This window comes from Rhodococcus sp. JVH1, from assembly GCF_000280725.2.
GTDB lineage: Bacteria > Actinomycetota > Actinomycetes > Mycobacteriales > Mycobacteriaceae > Rhodococcus_F > Rhodococcus_F jostii_A.
In genome coordinates this window covers 3,073,621-3,090,997 of sequence record NZ_CP166289.1, presented here as the reverse complement: position 1 = coordinate 3,090,997, position 17,377 = coordinate 3,073,621, and the positions used below count along the sequence as shown (strand labels likewise).

15 protein-coding genes and 1 pseudogene are annotated in these 17,377 nt (G+C 68.1%); 10 read left to right on the top strand and 6 right to left on the bottom strand.

Annotated elements, in window-relative coordinates; genetic code table 11:
• The first annotated feature begins 181 nt into the window (after positions 1-181).
• Positions 182-901: a FadR/GntR family transcriptional regulator gene (locus tag JVH1_RS14030; protein WP_009477521.1), complete on the top strand. Its 720-nt coding sequence runs from the start codon at positions 182-184 to the stop codon at positions 899-901.
• A 15-nt stretch (positions 902-916) separates the two neighbouring features.
• Here the strand turns inward: JVH1_RS14030 and disA are convergent, their stop codons facing one another.
• Positions 917-2,002, bottom strand: a complete 1,086-nt coding sequence (gene disA, locus JVH1_RS14025) for a DNA integrity scanning diadenylate cyclase DisA (RefSeq protein WP_009477522.1) — start codon at positions 2,000-2,002, stop codon at positions 917-919.
• 85 nt (positions 2,003-2,087) lie between these two features.
• Here disA and JVH1_RS14020 point away from each other — a divergent pair, with 85 nt between their 5' ends.
• On the top strand, positions 2,088-2,651 hold the full coding sequence (locus JVH1_RS14020; protein WP_043780759.1) for a PaaI family thioesterase: 564 nt from the start codon (positions 2,088-2,090) through the stop codon (positions 2,649-2,651).
• Positions 2,652-2,671: 20 nt separating this feature from the next.
• Here JVH1_RS14020 and radA read toward each other — a convergent pair whose 3' ends face one another.
• A complete protein-coding gene (gene radA / locus JVH1_RS14015; protein ID WP_037206067.1) occupies positions 2,672-4,054 on the bottom strand; it encodes a DNA repair protein RadA in 1,383 nt (460 codons plus the stop codon).
• A gap of 46 nt (positions 4,055-4,100) precedes the next feature.
• Positions 4,101-4,733: a hypothetical protein gene (locus JVH1_RS14010; protein ID WP_009477524.1), complete on the bottom strand. Its 633-nt coding sequence runs from the start codon at positions 4,731-4,733 to the stop codon at positions 4,101-4,103.
• A 263-nt stretch (positions 4,734-4,996) separates the two neighbouring features.
• On the opposite strand from JVH1_RS14010, the gene carD reads away from it, so the two are divergent.
• The 6 genes and pseudogenes from carD (at position 4,997) to JVH1_RS13980 (ending at position 10,405) form a co-directional block, all read left to right on the top strand.
• Complete coding sequence (gene carD, locus JVH1_RS14005) at positions 4,997-5,485, top strand: RNA polymerase-binding transcription factor CarD (RefSeq protein WP_005262216.1); 489 nt, start codon at positions 4,997-4,999, stop codon at positions 5,483-5,485.
• 18 nt (positions 5,486-5,503) lie between these two features.
• Positions 5,504-6,184 (top strand): 2-C-methyl-D-erythritol 4-phosphate cytidylyltransferase, encoded by a 681-nt coding sequence (gene ispD / locus JVH1_RS14000; RefSeq protein WP_043780761.1) that lies wholly within the window; start codon positions 5,504-5,506, stop codon positions 6,182-6,184.
• Positions 6,184-6,660, top strand: a complete 477-nt coding sequence (gene ispF, locus JVH1_RS13995; RefSeq protein WP_009477526.1) for a 2-C-methyl-D-erythritol 2,4-cyclodiphosphate synthase — start codon at positions 6,184-6,186, stop codon at positions 6,658-6,660. The genes ispD and ispF overlap by 1 nt, the downstream gene beginning before the upstream one ends.
• Positions 6,661-6,671: 11 nt before the next feature.
• Positions 6,672-8,066 (top strand): cysteine--tRNA ligase, encoded by a 1,395-nt coding sequence (gene cysS / locus JVH1_RS13990; protein WP_009477527.1) that lies wholly within the window; start codon positions 6,672-6,674, stop codon positions 8,064-8,066.
• Positions 8,067-8,068: 2 nt separating this feature from the next.
• Positions 8,069-9,037 (top strand): 23S rRNA (guanosine(2251)-2'-O)-methyltransferase RlmB, encoded by a 969-nt coding sequence (gene rlmB, locus JVH1_RS13985; protein ID WP_009477528.1) that lies wholly within the window; start codon positions 8,069-8,071, stop codon positions 9,035-9,037.
• A 172-nt stretch (positions 9,038-9,209) separates the two neighbouring features.
• Positions 9,210-10,405, top strand: a pseudogene (locus JVH1_RS13980) (fatty acid desaturase).
• Positions 10,406-10,409: 4 nt separating this feature from the next.
• On the opposite strand, the gene JVH1_RS13975 reads toward JVH1_RS13980, so the two are convergent.
• The 3 genes from JVH1_RS13975 to JVH1_RS13965 all read right to left on the bottom strand — a co-directional run bounded on the left by JVH1_RS13975 (position 10,410) and on the right by JVH1_RS13965 (position 14,268).
• Positions 10,410-11,291: a biotin-dependent carboxyltransferase family protein gene (locus tag JVH1_RS13975; RefSeq protein ID WP_011596859.1), complete on the bottom strand. Its 882-nt coding sequence runs from the start codon at positions 11,289-11,291 to the stop codon at positions 10,410-10,412.
• Between the two features lie 57 nt (positions 11,292-11,348).
• Entirely contained in the window at positions 11,349-12,446 is a 1,098-nt protein-coding gene (gene ald / locus JVH1_RS13970; protein WP_009477530.1) for an alanine dehydrogenase, read from the bottom strand.
• A gap of 214 nt (positions 12,447-12,660) precedes the next feature.
• Positions 12,661-14,268: a PucR family transcriptional regulator ligand-binding domain-containing protein gene (locus tag JVH1_RS13965; RefSeq protein ID WP_009477532.1), complete on the bottom strand. Its 1,608-nt coding sequence runs from the start codon at positions 14,266-14,268 to the stop codon at positions 12,661-12,663.
• 132 nt (positions 14,269-14,400) lie between these two features.
• On the opposite strand from JVH1_RS13965, the gene JVH1_RS13960 reads away from it, so the two are divergent.
• Both JVH1_RS13960 and JVH1_RS13955 read left to right on the top strand, forming a co-directional pair.
• Positions 14,401-15,918, top strand: coding sequence for a CoA-acylating methylmalonate-semialdehyde dehydrogenase (locus tag JVH1_RS13960; RefSeq protein WP_371112983.1), 1,518 nt, complete (start codon positions 14,401-14,403; stop codon positions 15,916-15,918).
• Positions 15,919-15,938: 20 nt separating this feature from the next.
• Positions 15,939-17,327 carry an aspartate aminotransferase family protein gene (locus JVH1_RS13955; RefSeq protein WP_009477534.1) on the top strand — a complete coding sequence of 463 codons (1,389 nt, stop codon included), beginning with the start codon at positions 15,939-15,941 and terminating at the stop codon, positions 17,325-17,327.
• Positions 17,328-17,377: the final 50 nt, after the last annotated feature.

Genomic DNA, 17,377 nt, shown 5'->3' with positions numbered 1-17,377 from the left:
CACGGATGCGGTGGACGGAGTCTGCTGCTCGAAGAGGGGTAGATTTCTCGGTCGAGCCACCCGGCTATCCACCTGCCAGGCTGTCAGACAGGTGCAATTGTTACCTCGCTCACTTGCAGGCGTCAACCCCGGGGGGTGTTCCGTATTGACGCTGCGGGCGGGGCGTGAGCAGAATATCCCCATGAACCTGTCAGACAGCTGGGCAGCCAGGCGTCCTGTCACGGCGCGGGTCAGCGCCGCGGAGGCGGTCCTCGCGGATCTTCGTGACGCGATCACGTCGGGTGAGCTGTCGGTCGGTGAACGACTTCCGTCCGAAGCATCCCTCGCGGCGCGGCACGGGGTCAGCCGGTCGGTGATCCGGGAGGCACTGCGGTCGTGCCATGCGCTCGGACTCACGGAGACGAAGTCGGGCCTCGGCACGTTCGTCGTCAGCGATTCGATCGCCCGAGACCTCGACTTCGGGAACTACGCGGCCAACGAACTCGTCGAGGCGCGCCCGCACGTGGAGATTCCCGCCGCCGGATGGGCGGCGCAGCGGCACACCGCCGAAGACCTGGCCGCCCTGCGCGGCCTGGTGGACCAGATGCGGGACGAGGACGATCCCCTCGTGTGGGTGTCCCTGGATGCGCAGTTCCATGCGTTCATCGCCCGGACGAGCCGGAACCGCGTGTTCGAATCCGTGATCGTCGACATCCGCGAGGCGCTCACCCGGCAGTCCGAAACGCTGAATCTCGTTGCGGGGCGGCAGCAGAAGTCGAACGACGAGCACGACCGGATCGTGGAGGGCATCGCCTCCGGAAGCTACGACAAGGCCGCCCGCGCCATGGCCGAACACCTGGACGCGGTCCGGGTCGCACTGGAATCCGTGGTCGGAGAAGCAGGCCCCGACCGCCGGCAGTAAGGACGAGAACAGGCCCTAGTCGTACGGGCCGGAGATCGACGTCTCGGCGAGCCGGGACAGGCCCTCGCGGATGTGCCGGGCCCACAGCCCGCCGATTCCCTCCACCGACTGCAGGTCGGCGGCGGTCGCGGCGAGCAGCGACTGCAGCGTCCCGAACGAGCCGACGAGCCGGTGAATCTGGTTGAACTGCAGTCGGGGAACGCGGGTGAGGACGCGGTAGCCGCGAGGACTCATCGGCGCCTCGAGCGCTTCGATGGTGCCCGGATAGCCGAACGCCCGGGCCAGCGTCGTGAGGTCGAGAAGGTCTGCGTCCGTGATCCGGTCGAGCGCAGAGAGCGACTTCGCGACATCCTCGGCCGGTGCCGGGCCGGTCCCGGCCAGGTAGTCGCGCACGATCAGTTCCCTCGCCACATCGTTGTCGCCGACGAGTTCCTCGAGCTGCAGTGCGAGCTGACGCCCGTCCGTGCCGAGTTCGAGCACGTCCTGCTCGATCTCGACGGACACGCGGCGCACCATCTCCAGGCGCTGCACCACGGTCAGGGCGTCGCGGAGTGTCACGAAATCCTCGATCTCGACCACCGACAGCTGACGGGTCACCTCGTCGAGCCGTGCCTTGTACCGCTCGAGGGTGGCCACCGCCTGATTGGCACGCGACAGGATCGTGGCGGACCCGTCGATGACGTGCCGGATGCCGCCGACGTACACGCTGACGATGCTCATCGACTGACTGACCGACACCACGGGGTACCCGGTCTGCATGGCCGTCCGCTCGGCGGCGCGGTGACGCGTGCCGGACTCGACGGTCGGGATCTTGTGGTCGGGGACCAGCTGGACGTTGGCGCGCACGATGCGGGACCCGTCGGTGGACAGGACCACGGCGCCGTCCATCTTCGACAGCTCACGCAGACGGGTCGGCGCGAACTCGACGTCGAGCTCGAAGCCGCCGTCGCAGATCTCTTCCATCTGCTCGTCGTAGCCGAGGACGATCAGCGCGCCCGTGCGACCGCGCAGAATGCGCTCCAGGCCGTCGCGAAGTGCCGTACCGGGAGCCAGCCGGGCTATCGTTTCGCGCAGCGCAGACGACGACTCGGCATCGTTCATCGCGCAATACTCCCGCTGAGGTAGACGTCACTTGTCGGGGACCGCCGCGTAAACACGTCCGGACCCGCGTTTAGATTACCTATCCATGAGTAGTACCTGGACTTTGCCCGACGACCTGACCCTGCCCGCACCGGTCGGCAGCTTCCCCGCCGCAGGTCAGCCCGTGCCGCAGCACTGGTCACGGTGCTTCGGGTGCGGCGACCAGTCGCCTGCCGGGATGTCGATGAGCTTCACGGCCGGGGAGGGGCTCGACGTGTGGGGCCGACTCGAGGTGGCCCCCCGCTACCAGGGCGGTCCGGGAGTGATCCACGGGGGCATCCTCTCGACCGCATTCGACGAGGCGCTGGGCATGGTGTGCCGATCGATCGTCGACGGTCCGGTGGTCACGGGTCATCTGGAGATCGACTTCGCCAGGCCCATCCCGCTGGGTTCCGTCCTCGAATTCCATGCGCGCATCGACGGATCGGTCCGCCGCAAGGTGTATGCGAGCGCCGAGGCGCGCATCGTCGAGGGGCCGACGGCCGACCCCGACGTGGTGGTGGCGACGTCGCGGGGACTGTTTATCACCGTCACCGCCGAGCACTTCGAGAAGACCAAGGATTTCGTGGACGGCGTGCCGGAGCGTCCGTTCGGCACGTCGTCGATCTGAGCGACATCTCGATCCGACCGTCACCGCAGTGACGCGATGGCTGCCCCCAGGTTCCCGACCTCGGTGACCTTCATGCCCTTCGGGGCCGCCCCGGAGTCGAGGGGAACGATGGCGCGGGTGAATCCGAGGCGGTAGGCCTCCGCGAGCCTGCGCCCGACGCCGGGTACCCGGCGGACCTCGCCGGCCAGTCCCACCTCGCCGAGGATCACCAGTCCGTCCGGAACGGGCTTGTCCTTCACCGCGGACGCGACGGCGAGGGCCAGCGCAAGATCGGCGGACGGCTCGGTCATCCGCATTCCGCCGACGGTGGCCGCGTAGACGTCGTTCTTCGCGATCGGCACCCCGCACCGGCGGTCGAGCACGGCCAGGACCATGGCCACGCGGGCGCTGTCGAGCCCGCTCACGGCGCGCCGGGGTGCGGGCATGGACGTGGCCGCCACAAGCGCCTGCACCTCGCCGAGGAGGGGCCGTTTGCCGTCCATCATGACGGTGACGGCGGTACCGGGAACGGCCTCGGCGCGGTGGTGGAGGAACAGTCCGGACGGGTCGCTGATGCCGGCGATGCCGTCTTCCCGCAGTTCGAAGCAACCGACCTCGTCGGCGGCGCCGAAACGGTTCTTGACGCCGCGCACCATCCGCAGCGTGGAGTGCTTGTCGCCCTCGAAGTGCAGCACCACGTCGACGAGATGCTCGAGCGACCGTGGTCCGGCGACCGCGCCGTCCTTGGTGACGTGGCCGATGAGGAGTACCGGCACGCCGCTTGCCTTCGCGAGGGAGGTGAGGGCGCTGGTGACCGCCTTCACCTGGGTGACTCCGCCGACCACGCCGTCGACGTCTGCGGCCAGCATGGTCTGCACCGAGTCGACGATCAGCAGGGTGGGACGCACCTGCTCGACGTGGCCGAGGATGGTCGCGAGGTCGGATTCGGCGGCGAGGTAGACCCGCTCGTGGACGGCGCCGGTGCGGTCGGCGCGCAGTCGCACCTGCCCGGCGGATTCCTCACCGGTGACGTAGAGGGAACGGTCGTCCGGGCCGCGGCGGGCCCACTGGTGGACCACCTCGAGGAGGAGGGTGGACTTGCCGACGCCGGGTTCGCCGGCGAGGAGAACGACGGAACCGGGCACCACGCCGCCGCCGAGAACACGGTCCAGTTCGTCGATGCCCGTGGGCTTGGCGCGGGTGGACGTGCTGTCGATCCGCGTGATCGGAGTGGCGGGGGTGGACGGAAGTACCGCTCCGGCGCCGGCTTTCGCGAGCGAGGCGCCGGGGCGGCTCGCGACGGACGCGACGATCGGGGCCTCGTCCATCGATCCCCAGCTACCGCACTCGGGGCACCGGCCGACCCATTTGGGAACCGTGCACTGGCACGACGAGCAGCGGAAGCTGGTTTTGAGTTTGGCCACCGGGCCAGCCTAGGTATCGGGTCCGACAGCGGACCCGATACGGCTGCTAGTGTCCGCCGCCCTCGGCTTCGGATCCGGGCGACGTGTCGGAGACGTGGCGCTCGGTCTCGTGGCCCGCGTCGACGGGAACGGACACGGTGACGTCGCCGGCCTTCTCGAACGCAAACGTGACGGGGAAGGTGAGGCCCGGGCGGACGCCCTCCTTCAGGCCGTCCAGGGTGACGAGGACGACGTCGGCCGGTGCGTCGGCGCTCTCGTCCGTCTGACCGGCGGCCTCGGCGCTCGCTTCGGCATCCTCGCCCGGCTGGCCGGCGACGAGAGCGGTCTGCGGCGCGATCTCCAGCCCGCCCGCCGTGTCGCCGAGGGTGACGGACTGCGCGAAGTCGGTGCTGATCCGCGTCAGCTTGTCCGGGGTGTCCTCGTTGTTGTTGATCGCGATGAACGAGAGGACGGCGTTGCCGCCCGGTTCGAGGCTGTACTCGGCGGAGTTGGGGTAGACCACGTGCACGTTGCGCAGGGCGATCGAGCCGACGTTCGCGCTGTTGCCGTTGACCGCGGCGACCTGACTCGACGTCTGAGTGATCTGGCCCGCGCTGCAGGCGGACAGCACGAGTGCTGCGCCGGCAGCGAGAGCGACGGCGGTAGCGACTCGGCGAGTCGACTTGTCGAGAGCAGTCACGAGTTGTCCTCCGGTGTCAGGTTCGCACTTCAACTAGGCAGAGTAGTAGTTCGCCCGCGTGGCCTGCTCGCTGGGTACTCACAATGGTTGTCTGCGTGCGGTTTCGGCGCTGGAGAACCGCCCGATCGGGGTGTCCGGAATGCACGTATCGGGGACCCTGTCAACCCCTACGGTCAGGCCATGATGCCCCTGACCTGCACCGTTGATGCGACCAGCTTCCGGACACGTGTTAAACTCGAATGATCGAAAGGGGCACGGGACAGATGATTTTTAAGGTCGGAGACACCGTCGTATACCCCCATCACGGTGCGGCGCTGATCGAAGCAATTGAAACCCGCACCATCAAGGGTGAGCAGAAGGAATATCTCGTTCTCAAGGTTGCTCAGGGCGATCTCACCGTACGGGTTCCCGCAGACAACGCAGAGTACGTGGGCGTACGCGACGTCGTCGGCCAGGAAGGTCTCGACAAGGTCTTCCAGGTACTGCGGGCACCGCACACCGAGGAACCCACCAACTGGTCACGCCGCTACAAGGCGAATCTCGAAAAGCTCGCGTCAGGTGACGTCAACAAGGTTGCCGAGGTCGTTCGGGACCTGTGGCGTCGTGAGCAGGATCGCGGCCTGTCCGCAGGAGAGAAGCGCATGCTCGCGAAGGCGCGGCAGATTCTTGTGGGCGAGCTCGCACTGGCCGAAGGCACCGACAGCGACAAGGCCGAGACCATCCTCGACGAGGTCCTCGCGGCCGCGTCCTAGACAGTCGCGATACACACAGTGGCCGACGGAAAAGGTCCTGTAGTCGCGCTGGTTCCCGCCGCAGGTCAGGGAGTGCGTTTGGGCGAGAACAAGCCCAAGGCATTCGTTGATCTGGGTGGAACGACCATGCTGACACGCGCGGTCGACGGGCTCCTGCAGTCGGGGGCTGTCGACCGCGTCGTCGTGATCGTTCCGGAGGAGCTCGTCGAGTCGACGCGAACCCTCCTTCCCGGTGAGGTCACCGTCGTGGCCGGCGGAAGTGAGCGGACCGATTCGGTTCGCGCCGGACTGGCCGTCGCGGACGACGCCGACTATGTGCTCGTGCACGACGCCGCCCGCGCGCTCACGCCACCGTCGCTCATCGCGCGGGTGGTCGCGGAGCTGCGATGCGGCCGCAATGCGGTCATCCCCGTCCTGCCGGTGACGGACACCATCAAGACCGTCGACGTTCTCGGCGCGGTCACCGGCACCCCCGAACGGTCCGAACTGCGGGCCGTACAGACGCCGCAGGGTTTCACCGCGGAACTGCTCCGGCGCGCCTACGCCGCCGCCGACGGCATCGCCACGGACGACGCCGGCCTGGTGGAGCGCCTCGGGGAACGGGTCCGCAGCATCGTCGGAGAACCCACAGCATTCAAGATCACCACGCCGCTGGACCTCGTGCTGGCCCGCGCGCTGGTGGAAGAGGGAGCGCACTAGTGCGAGTCGGAATCGGGACGGACGTCCACCCGATCGAGCAGGGGCGGCCGTGCTGGATGGCCGGCCTGCTGTTCGAGGACGAGAACGGCTGCGCGGGTCACTCCGACGGCGACGTCGCCGTTCACGCACTCTGCGACGCCCTGCTCTCCGCCGCCGGACTCGGCGACCTCGGCTCCGTCTTCGGAACCGGGCGGCCCGAGTGGTCCGGGGTGAGCGGTGCCGCGATGCTCGCCGAGGTACGCCGTCTCCTCGAAGAGGACGACTTCGACGTCGCCAACGCCGCGGTCCAGGTGATCGGGAACCGGCCGAAGATCGGCCCACGCCGAAACGAGGCACAGAAGGTGCTGAGCGACATTCTGGGCGCGCCGGTTTCGGTGTCCGCGACCACCACGGACGGGCTCGGCCTCACCGGGCGCGGCGAGGGGATCGCCGCCATGGCCACCGCGTTGGTCATTCCCGGTCGAAGCGCCAGGTAGGATCGCTGGTCGTGACCCTGCGCCTATTCGACACCGAGACGCGGGCCTTGCGTGACTTCGTTCCGCTGGCCCCTGGACACGCATCGGTGTACCTGTGTGGCGCCACGGTGCAGGGCGACCCCCATATCGGCCACGTACGCAGCGGCGTCGCATTCGACGTGCTGCGGCGGTGGCTGCTCGCCCACGACTACGACGTGGCGTTCGTCCGCAACGTCACGGACATCGAAGACAAGATCCTGAACAAGGCCGCGGAGGCGGGCAGGCCGTGGTGGGAGTGGGCCGCCACGTTCGAGCGGTCCTTCACCTGGGCCTACCAGCAGCTGGGTGTGCTGCCGCCGTCCGTCGAGCCGCGAGCCACCGGCCACATCACGCAGATGGTCGAGATGATGCAGCGCCTCATCGACAACGGCCATGCGTACGCGGCGGGCGGGGACGTCTACTTCGACGTCCGCAGCTACCCCCGGTACGGCAGCCTGTCCGGGCACAAGCTCGACGACGTCCACCAGGGCGAGAGCGCAGGCGAATGCAAGCGCGATCCCCGCGACTTCACGCTGTGGAAGGCGGAGAAGCCGGGAGAGCCGTCGTGGCCGACGCCGTGGGGCCGGGGCCGTCCCGGCTGGCACCTCGAATGCTCCGCGATGGCCGAGTTCTACCTCGGCGCCGCGTTCGACATCCACTGCGGTGGTCTGGACCTGGTGTTCCCGCACCACGAGAACGAGATCGCGCAGGCCAAGTGCGCCGGCGACGACTTTGCGCAGTACTGGCTGCACAACGGCTGGGTCACCATGGGTGGCGAGAAGATGTCGAAGTCGCTCGGCAACGTTCTCTCGGTGCCGAACGTGCTGAAAAAGGTTCGCCCGCAAGAGCTTCGGTACTACCTGGGCAGTGCCCACTACCGGTCGATGCTCGAATACTCCGACACCGCGCTCGACGAGGGGGCTGCGGCGTTCCGTCGGATCGAGTCGTTCGTCCTGCGCACGCAGGAACGTGCCGGTGAGGTTCCGGTCGGCCTGTGGACCGAGGCGTTCGCTCGCGCGCTCGACGACGACCTCGCCGTCCCCGCCGCGCTCGCCGAGGTGCACGGAAAGGTCCGCGAGGGCAACATCGCCCTCGACGGCGGAGATCTCGAGGGTGCGCGCGGGATCGCGTCGCAGGTCCGGGCCATGCTCGGAATCCTCGGCGTCGACCCGCTGGACGAGCACTGGACTCAGGAGACCGCGGACGCGTCCGCGGCAACCGATGCCCTGGACGTTCTGGTCCGGGCCGAACTCGAGCGCAGGCAGAGTGCCCGCGCCGAGAAGAACTGGGTTGTGGCCGACGAGGTGCGTGACCGTCTCATCCGGGCGGGCATCGAGGTCACCGATACCCCCAACGGGCCCGAGTGGTCTCTCAAGGCAGGACAGTAGTAATGGCTGGAAATTCGAGTAGGCGTGGAGCCATCCGCAAGACCGGTACCAAGAAGGGGCAGGTCGCCGGTTCCGGTGGCCAGCGCCGCAAGGGGCTGGAAGGCCGCGGCGCCACCCCGCCCGCGGAGGCCCGCACCAAACACCCCGCCGCCAAGCGCGCCGCCCGCGCAGCCAGGGAAGCCGACAAGCAGCCCGGCCGCGGTCGTCAGACCGCCGGACGCAAGGTGCTCGACGGCCCCGAGAACGTGCTGGGCCGCAACCCCGTCGTCGAGTGCCTGCGCGCCGGTGTCCCCGCGACCGCGCTGTACGTCGCGGTCGGGACCGAGAGCGACGATCGCCTGAAGGAATCCGTTCAGCGGGCGGCCGACGCGGGCATCTCCATCCTCGAGGTTCCCCGGACCGATCTCGACCGGCTCAGCGCCAACGGCATGCATCAGGGCATCGCGTTGCAGGTGCCGCCGTACCGCTACGCGCACCCCGACGACCTGATCGCGGAAGCGCGCAAGCACCAGGAGGCGCCGCTGCTCGTGGCCCTCGACAACATCACCGATCCCCGCAACCTCGGTGCCGTCGTGCGGTCGGTGGCCGCGTTCGGCGGTCACGGTGTGGTGATCCCGGAGCGCCGCAGTGCGTCGGTCACCGCGGTCGCGTGGCGGACGAGTGCCGGCGCGGCAGCCCGCCTGCCGATCGCCCGCGCTACCAATCTCACTCGCACGCTGAAGGATTGGGCGTCCAAGGGCGTTCAGGTGGTCGGTCTCGATGCGGGTGGTGACACCACACTCGACGAGTTCGACGGCAGCGGCCCTGTGGTGGTCGTGGTCGGCTCCGAGGGCAAGGGACTGTCGCGTCTCGTCCGCGAGAACTGCGACGCCATCCTCAGCATCCCGATGGCAGGCCCAGTCGAATCGCTCAACGCGTCCGTCGCCGCGGGTGTGGTGCTCGCCGACATCGCTCGCCGTCGCCGCGGCTAGGCTGCGGATCCGCGAACAGCAGGGCGTCCTCGGGGAAGCCCGCACAGTCGGTAGTGGTCCGAGGGCGTCGCTGTCAACGCTGTCGGCACCTACCGTAGACCTACAGTGTTGACAGGCCGCTACCAGCGGCGTTCACTGAGATCATCAGTGGCCGCGAGGTTGGAGGCCGGTCATGGCAATCACCGATATCAAGGAATACGCGCACCTCACCCAGCAAGACGTCGAGGCGCTCGGATTCGAACTCGACGCACTTCGCCGCGACGTCGCGGAGTCCCTCGGGGAGAAGGACGCGACGTACATCCGCCGCACCATCGCGTTCCAGCGCGTGCTCGACGGACTCGCACGACTGGTCATCCACGGCAGCCGGACGACCACGGGCGTGGTTCTCGGCACGACGGCACTGGGTGCGGCCAAGAGCATCGAGAACATGGAGATCAGCCACACGTCTCGCACGGCCAGTGGGACTGGATGAACGATCCCGAGATCCACTCGAGTACCTGGGAGTGGGATCAGGTAGGGCCGTCGTCGCAGTGGAAGTATGCACACAACTTCCGTCACCACAAGTACACCAACGTGCTCGGAATGGACGAGGACGTCGGGTTCGGCGTCATGCGGGTCACTCGTGATCAGGAATGGCGTCCGATCCACCTGCTGCAGCCGATTCAAAATCTGCTGCTTGCGGCGTCGTTCGAATGGGGCATCGCGCTCCACGATCTGCTTCCGCCCAGTGCCGAAGACAAGGCGAGTCGGCGTCTGCGTCCACCGGTGCGAGATCTGCTCGGCAAGATCGCGCGGCAGACGGGCAAGGACTACGTGCTGTTCCCCGTTCTCAGTGGGCGGCGGTGGCGGCGAACGCTGAAGGCGAATCTCGTCGCCAACCTCCTGCGGAACGTGTGGTCGCACGTCGTGATCTTCTGCGGGCACTTCCCCGACGGAGCGGAGAAGTTCACGCTCGCGGAGCTCGAGCACGAAAACCGGGCCGAGTGGTATCTCCGCCAGATGCTCGGCACCGCGAACTTCCGGGCCGGCGCCGTCATGGCCTTCATGAGCGGCAACCTGTGCTATCAGATCGAGCACCACCTCTTCCCCGACCTTCCCAGCAATCGGTACGCCGAGATCTCGACCGCGGTGCGCGGCTTGTGCGAGAAGTACGACTTGCCGTACACCACCGGTTCGCTTGCGCGGCAGTACCTTCTGACGCTGCGCACCATTCATAAACTGGCGCTGCCCAACCGGTTCCTCCGGGCGACGTCCGACGACGCGCCGGAGACGGCGTCGGAAGTGAAGTTCCGCGGGCGGTCGGCGCTCGGCGCCGGTCCCGTGACCGGACGCCTTCGCGGGCTCCGGACCGCCCTGGCCGCGAGGTAGACCGTCACCGCGGGATGGTCGACGCCACCGTTCGGTGGAAGCGGACTCGGTGCCCGGGACGCAATTGCGCGGCCACCGGCAGATCGGCCTCGGCCACCACGGCGATCACCGGATAGCCACCGGTCACCGGATGATCGGCCAGGAACAGGATGGGCCGACCGTTGGGCGGCACCTGCAACGCCCCCGCCACCATCGCCTCGCTCGGCATCTCTTCCGTCACGGCGCGGTGCAACGGTCCCGGACCTTCGAGCCGCGCCCCCACGCGATTGGTGTCGGAGCTGACCGTCCACGTCTCGCGGAGAAGGGCCTCGACGGACGCTGGTGTGAACCAGTCGTCCCGCGGTCCGAGCCGAACGCGCATCATCAGGGGATCCTCGGGAGCGACGGGTGGGGGGATGATCTCGTCCGCAGGCCAGTCGCCGGCATCCGCACCGACCAGCAGCCGATCACCCTCGGCGACAGGATCGGGGCCGATCCCCGACAGAGTGTCGGTGGACCGGCTCCCCATCACCGCGGGCACGTCGAAACCTCCGCGCACCGCGACGTAGCTGCGAAGTCCCTCCGACGCGAACGCGATCTCCAGCAGGTCGCCGGTCGTCAGGTGCAGCATCGTGTAGTCGGGCCGGGGTTCGGAGTTGACGGTGACGGGGTTGCGGGCGCCCGTGACGGCGACGGAGACGGTCCCGGCCGCACGCACCGCGAGCCCACCCAGCGTGACCTCCAGCGTGGCTGCGCCGGAGTGGTTGCCCACCAACCTGTTTGCGCTGTCGTGCGCGTCTCGGTCGGCGGCACCCGACTCGCCGACGCCGATCGACGCGTAACCGGGGCGGCCCCGATCCTGCACGGTGGTGAAGGGTCCGGTGCGCACGACCTCGAGCCAAGCCATCGTTCGATTGTCCCGCATCCACACGTCTGCTGGATACGCTCTCGTCGGATCAGTCGCTCAGGAGACTGCGGTGTAGCCGTGCGCGGCAGCGACTTCGGCGGACAGCAGCTGTCCGTCGTGGGTGGACAGTCCCGCGGCGAGTCCGGGGACGGTCGCGGTGGCTTCCTTCCAGCCCTTGTCGGCGAGCGCGACGACGTAGGGGAGGGTAGCGTTGGTGAGGGCGTAGGTGGAGGTGCGGGGGACGGCGCCGGGCATGTTGGCGACGCAGTAGAAGACGGAGTCGTGGACCTGGTAGGTGGGCTCGGCGTGGGTGGTGGGTCGTGAGTCCTCGAAGCAGCCGCCCTGGTCGATGGCGATGTCGACGAGCACCGAGCCGGGCTTCATCCGTGAGACGAGGTTGTTGGAGACGAGGGTGGGGGCCTTGGCGCCGGGGACGAGGACGGCGCCGATGACGAGGTCGGCGCCCTGGACGGCCTGTTCGAGTTCGAGGCTGTTCGAAGCGATGGTCTTGACCTGGCCGTGGTAGAGGGCGTCGATCTCTCGGAGGCGGGCGATGGACAGGTCCAGGACGGTGACGTCGGCCTGCATGCCGTAGGCGATCGCGATCGCGTTCTTGCCGGAGACGCCGGCGCCGATGACGACGACCTTGGCGGGGCGCACGCCGGGGACGCCGCCCATCAGGACGCCGCGGCCGCCGCCGTGGCGCATGAGGTGGTAGGCGCCGGCCTGTGGGGCGAGGCGTCCGGCGACCTCGCTCATCGGGGCGAGCAGCGGGAGGGAACCGTCGGCGCCGACGACGGTTTCGTAGGCGATGGAGGTGGTCTTCGACGCGAGCAGTGCGTCGGTGCACTCCTTCGATGCGGCCAGGTGCAGGTAGGTGAACAGCACCTGGTCCTGGCGCAGGCGGGCGTATTCCTCGGCGATGGGTTCCTTGACCTTCAGGAGCAGGTCGGCGGTGTCCCATACCTGGTCGGCGGCCTGGAGGATCTGGGCGCCTGCGGCTTTGAAGTCTTCGTCGGCGAAGGACGAGCCGATGCCTGCGCCGGATTCGATGACGACCTCGTGGCCGCGTTCGCTGAGTTCGTGGACACCGGCGGGGCTGATGGCCACGCGGTACTCGTGGTTCTTGATTTCGCGGGGGATGCCGATCTTCATGAGAGCTCCGTGCTGTCGAAAATTCGATTGGTAGGTGCCAATAGTGAAGAAAGCAACCATTCATGCCAAGAGTTGTGAAGATAATTCTCAACATGTCGGTGCTGGCTCGCGACTATTCGAATACGGGCACCCTGAGCCGGTCGTCGTCGAACGATGTTCGAGAATGGCTTCGCCCCGTGAGTACTTGTTAACCGCCCGACGTTTTAATAAGTACTCACGGGTGGCGGAGCCGCAGGATCAGCATGGCCGCGTGCAGCGACGTCCGGGACTCGGCGTCGTCGAGGCCGACACCGAGCAGTCGCTGGATCGTGGCCAGTTTCGCGTAGAGCGTGGGGCGGGAGAGATGGAGCTGTTTCGCGAGTTCCGTCTTGTTGCCACCGAGTTCGAGGAAGCTGCGCAGGACGTCGACGCTGTCGCCGCCGTGCCGCGCCTGATGCTCCAGCAGGCCGCGGAGTTCGGTCTCGGCGAAAGCCTGCACACGCGGATCGGTCCGGATGAGGGCGAGGAGACCGCGCAACCGGATGTCGGCTGCTCGGTGAAAGACCTTGTCGCCCGGTGGCAACGACAGCGCGACCTCGGCGATGTGAGCGGATTCCGTCAGGCCGCCTGCGGCGTCCAGGAGCCGGGTCGATTCGGGACCGACGCCGATCGTGCACTGCAGGACGCCGTCGAGCCGGGTGAGCGCGGCACGGATCGCCGCGCAGAGTTCGGGCAGCGCGTCGGGTGTGGACGCCGGTGGATGGGACAGGAGCAGGTCGATCTGTCCGGCACGGGTGTTCGCGGTGAGTGCGGTTTGCCGCGACGTCCGGACCGCGTGGCGGACGGCGTCCAGCATGTTCACTCGGCGTCGCTGCGCGAGAACCTGGTCGGCGCTGGCGGTTTCGCTGACCCGGACGGTCATCGGCAGGTAGGTCAGCGCCGGCCGGAGGCCGAGCGCATGGGCACGCGCGGTCGCTTCGGCCTCGTCCTGGATGCGTCCGCGGCGGAGTTCGTCGACGAGTCCGCTCTGGGCCTGCTGCTCGAGTGCGGTCCGGTCCTGCTCGACCATGCGGTTCAGTGCGAGCGCCTGCGCGGCACGTTCGAGGGTCATCCGCGCCCGACCTTCGGCGGCGACGGGTCGGGGGGCGACGAGTCGTCCCCATTCCTGCCGACGTGCGCCGACGGGCGTCGTCGTCCACGACTCCGGGCCGTCGACCGCGGTCTGGTGCGACACGGGCGTCAGCCGCGATCGACGTTCCCACTCGGCGAGGAGGTCCGCCGCCGTGGTTCCCTGCGCCGCGAACGCCAGTACCTGCCGGTTGAGGTCCTCGAGGACGATCGGGGCGCCGAGCATGCCGGCTGCGGCGTCGACGATCTCACCGAGTGACGCCCGCTTCATGCTCAGGTCGGTGAAGACCTCGTGCGCGTGCCGTGCGAAGGCGACCTCGTCGTACTGCTCCGCGACGATCGAGCGGTGCACTTCCTCGGTGACCTCGACGAACCGGATCTGACGGTGCAGTGCGATGACCGGAAACGACAGTCTGTCGGCGGCGCGTGCCACCCCGTCCGGCACGGTGTCGACGTGCACGCCGAGTTCGACGACGAGTCCGGCTGCGCCCGCCGCGGCCAGTCCCTCGAGGTACGCCACGCTCGACGAGTCGTCTGCGAGGGGTTGGCCGGTGGTGAGGACGAGTTCGCCACCCTGGAGAAGGTTCGACAGGTCGGGTAGATCGCTGACGTGCACCCATCGGACCGGTCTGTCGAGCGGTCCGCCGCCGATCACCTCGGGTGTTCCCGCCTGCACGACCGGGAGCGCCAGGATGTCGACGATGGTGGGCTGCATTTACGTAGTGTAAATCAGACGTCGAATTTCCTTACAGATCGTCGGGCTCCAGTGCTTGGTTCAGGGACCAGAGTGAAGACATCGCACTTCGCGCGGAGGTTCCGCGTATCGGCTCTCTCGGTAAGGACACCCATGACACACAGCGATGGCGCAGCGCAGACCCGGACCATCACGCACTGGTTCGACAACAAGAGCTTCACGGGTACGAGTGGCAACACCGCTGCGGTGACGAATCCGGCGACCGGTGCCGTCACCGGTCAGGTCGCCCTCGCCAGCGTCGAGGACGCCCGCGCCGTCATCGACGCCGCCGCCGCCGCGTTCCCCGCCTGGCGCGACACCTCCCTCGCCAAGCGCACCCAGGTGATCTTCACGTTCCGGGAACTGCTCAACGCCCGCAAGGGCGAGTTGGCGGAGATCATCACCGCCGAGCACGGCAAGGTCGTCTCCGACGCCCTCGGTGAGGTGAGCCGCGGCCAGGAGGTCGTCGAATTCGCCTGCGGCATCGCGCACCTGCTCGAGGGCGGCATGACCGAGAACGCCTCCACCAACATCGACGTCTCCTCCCTCCGCCAACCCGTCGGCCCGGTCGGGATCATCTCCCCGTTCAACTTCCCCGCCATGGTCCCGATGTGGTTCTTCCCCATCGCCATCGCCGCCGGCAACACCGTCGTCCTCAAGCCCAGCGAGAAGGACCCGACCGCCGCGATCTGGATGGCCGAACTCTGGGCCGAAGCCGGCCTGCCCGCCGGCGTGTTCAACGTCCTGCAGGGCGACAAGACCGCCGTCGACGAACTCCTCACCAACCCCGCCATCAAGGCCATCAGCTTCGTCGGCTCCACCCCCATCGCCCAGTACGTCTACGCCACCGGCACCGCCCACGGCAAACGCGTCCAAGCCCTCGGCGGGGCGAAGAACCACGCCATCGTCCTCCCCGACGCCGACCTCGACCTGGCCGCCGACGCCATGGTCAACGCCGGCTTCGGCTCCGCCGGCGAACGCTGCATGGCCATCAGTGCCCTGGTCGCGGTCGGCGACATCGCCGACGAACTGGTCGCCAAGATCAAGGACCGCACCGACACGCTCAAGATCGGCGACGGCACCCAGGACTCCGACATGGGACCGCTGGTGACCAAGGTGCACCGCGACAAGGTCGCCTCCTACATCGACGCCGGCGAAAAGGACGGCGCCACCATCGTCGTCGACGGGCGCACCGTGCAGGCCAATGGCGGTGCGGACGGGTTCTGGCTCGGCCCGACCCTGATCGACCACGTCACCACCGACATGTCCGTGTACACCGACGAAATCTTCGGACCCGTCCTCTCCGTCATCCGCGTCGGGTCCTACGACGAGGCCCTGGAATTGGTGAACTCGAGCCCGTTCGGGAACGGCACCGCCATCTTCACCAACGACGGCGGCGCCGCCCGACGGTTCCAGAACGAGGTCGAGGTCGGCATGGTCGGCATCAACGTCCCCATCCCCGTCCCGATGGCGTACTACTCCTTCGGGGGCTGGAAGAACTCGCTGTTCGGCGACACCCACGCCCACGGCACCGAAGGCGTGCACTTCTTCACCCGCGGCAAGGTCGTCACCACCCGCTGGCTCGACCCCAGCCACGGCGGCCTCAACCTCGGATTCCCCCAGAACAACTGAGCCGGAAAGGACCTACGGTAATGACGACGACAGTCTCCCAGGAACTCCTGCCCACCGGTCAGTCCCTCGATGCGGCGCGCGTCGAAGGGGAGCGCGCATATGCCCTCGACCGTGCGCACGTGTTCCACTCGTGGTCCGCGCAGGAGCAGATCACCCCGATGACGATCCTCGCGTCGGAGGGTTCGTACGTGTGGGACGGCGCCGGGAACCGCATGCTCGACTTCTCGTCCCAGCTCGTCAACACGAACATCGGGCACCAGCACCCCAAAGTCGTTGCCGCCATCCAGGATCAGGCTGCGAAGCTGTGTACCATCGCACCGCAGTACGCGAACGACGCCCGCTCCGAGGCCGCGCGGCTGATCGCCGAGCGGACCCCGGGTGACCTGAACAAGGTGTTCTTCACCAACGGCGGCGCCGACGCCAACGAGCACGCGGTGCGCATGGCCCGGTTGCACACCGGCCGCTACAAGGTGCTGTCGCGGTACCGCTCGTACCACGGCGGCACGGACACCGCGATCAACCTCACCGGCGACCCGCGCCGGTGGCCCAACGACTACGGCAACAGCGGAGTCGTCCACTTCCACGGGCCGTTCCTGTACCGGTCGCAGTTCCACTCGGAGAACGAGCAGCAGGAAACCGAGCGCGCGCTCGAGCACCTCGACCAGCTGATCCGCCTCGAGGGGCCGAACTCGATCGCTGCGATCGTGCTCGAATCGGTTCCCGGGACCGCGGGGATCATGGTGCCCCCGCCCGGCTACATGGCCGGTGTGCGCGAGATCTGCGACCGCTACGGCATCGTGTTCATCGCCGACGAGGTGATGTCCGGGTTCGGCCGGACCGGAAAGTGGTTCGCGATCGACCATGTCGGTGTCGTTCCCGACCTGATCACGTTCGCGAAGGGGGTCAACTCCGGCTACGTGCCGCTCGGTGGTGTCGCGATCAGCGAGAAGATCGCGGCGACGTTCGCCGACCGGCCGTACCCCGGCGGGCTCACCTACTCGGGACACCCGCTCGCCACCGCGGCCGCCGTCGCGACGATCAACGCGATGGAGGACGAGCGGATCGTCGAGAACGCGGCCCGGATCGGCAGCGAGATCCTCGGCCCCGGACTGCGGGGCCTCGCCGACCGGCACCCGTCGATCGGTGAAGTCCGCGGACTCGGCGTGTTCTGGGCGATCGAACTCGTCGCCGACCGTGCCACGAAGGAACCGCTGGCTCCGTACGGCGCCTCCAGCCCGGCGATGAACGAGGTGATCGCGGCGTGCAAGGCAGGAGGATTGCTGCCGTTCGCCAACTTCAATCGCATTCACGCCGTGCCGCCGTGCACCGTCACCGAGGCCGAGGCCCGTGAGGGGCTCGCGATCCTCGACACGGTTCTCGACATCGCGGACGCACACCGCAACTCCTGACACCCGTCTGCCGACACATCCGTGTCCTGACACTCGATCCGTCCCGCGGT

Excerpts from the sequence above, each read along its gene's own strand:
- JVH1_RS14030 (WP_009477521.1), top strand. The coding sequence starts at position 182 with ATGAACCTGTCAGACAGCTGGGCAGCCAGGCGTCCTGTCACGGCGCGG.
- disA (WP_009477522.1), bottom strand. The coding sequence starts at position 2,002 with ATGAACGATGCCGAGTCGTCGTCTGCGCTGCGCGAAACGATAGCCCGG.
- JVH1_RS14020 (WP_043780759.1), top strand. The coding sequence starts at position 2,088 with ATGAGTAGTACCTGGACTTTGCCCGACGACCTGACCCTGCCCGCACCG.
- carD (WP_005262216.1), top strand. The coding sequence starts at position 4,997 with ATGATTTTTAAGGTCGGAGACACCGTCGTATACCCCCATCACGGTGCG.
- rlmB (WP_009477528.1), top strand. The coding sequence starts at position 8,069 with ATGGCTGGAAATTCGAGTAGGCGTGGAGCCATCCGCAAGACCGGTACC.
- JVH1_RS13975 (WP_011596859.1), bottom strand. The coding sequence starts at position 11,291 with ATGGCTTGGCTCGAGGTCGTGCGCACCGGACCCTTCACCACCGTGCAG.
- ald (WP_009477530.1), bottom strand. The coding sequence starts at position 12,446 with ATGAAGATCGGCATCCCCCGCGAAATCAAGAACCACGAGTACCGCGTG.
- JVH1_RS13965 (WP_009477532.1), bottom strand. The coding sequence starts at position 14,268 with ATGCAGCCCACCATCGTCGACATCCTGGCGCTCCCGGTCGTGCAGGCG.
- JVH1_RS13960 (WP_371112983.1), top strand. The coding sequence starts at position 14,401 with ATGACACACAGCGATGGCGCAGCGCAGACCCGGACCATCACGCACTGG.
- JVH1_RS13955 (WP_009477534.1), top strand. The coding sequence starts at position 15,939 with ATGACGACGACAGTCTCCCAGGAACTCCTGCCCACCGGTCAGTCCCTC.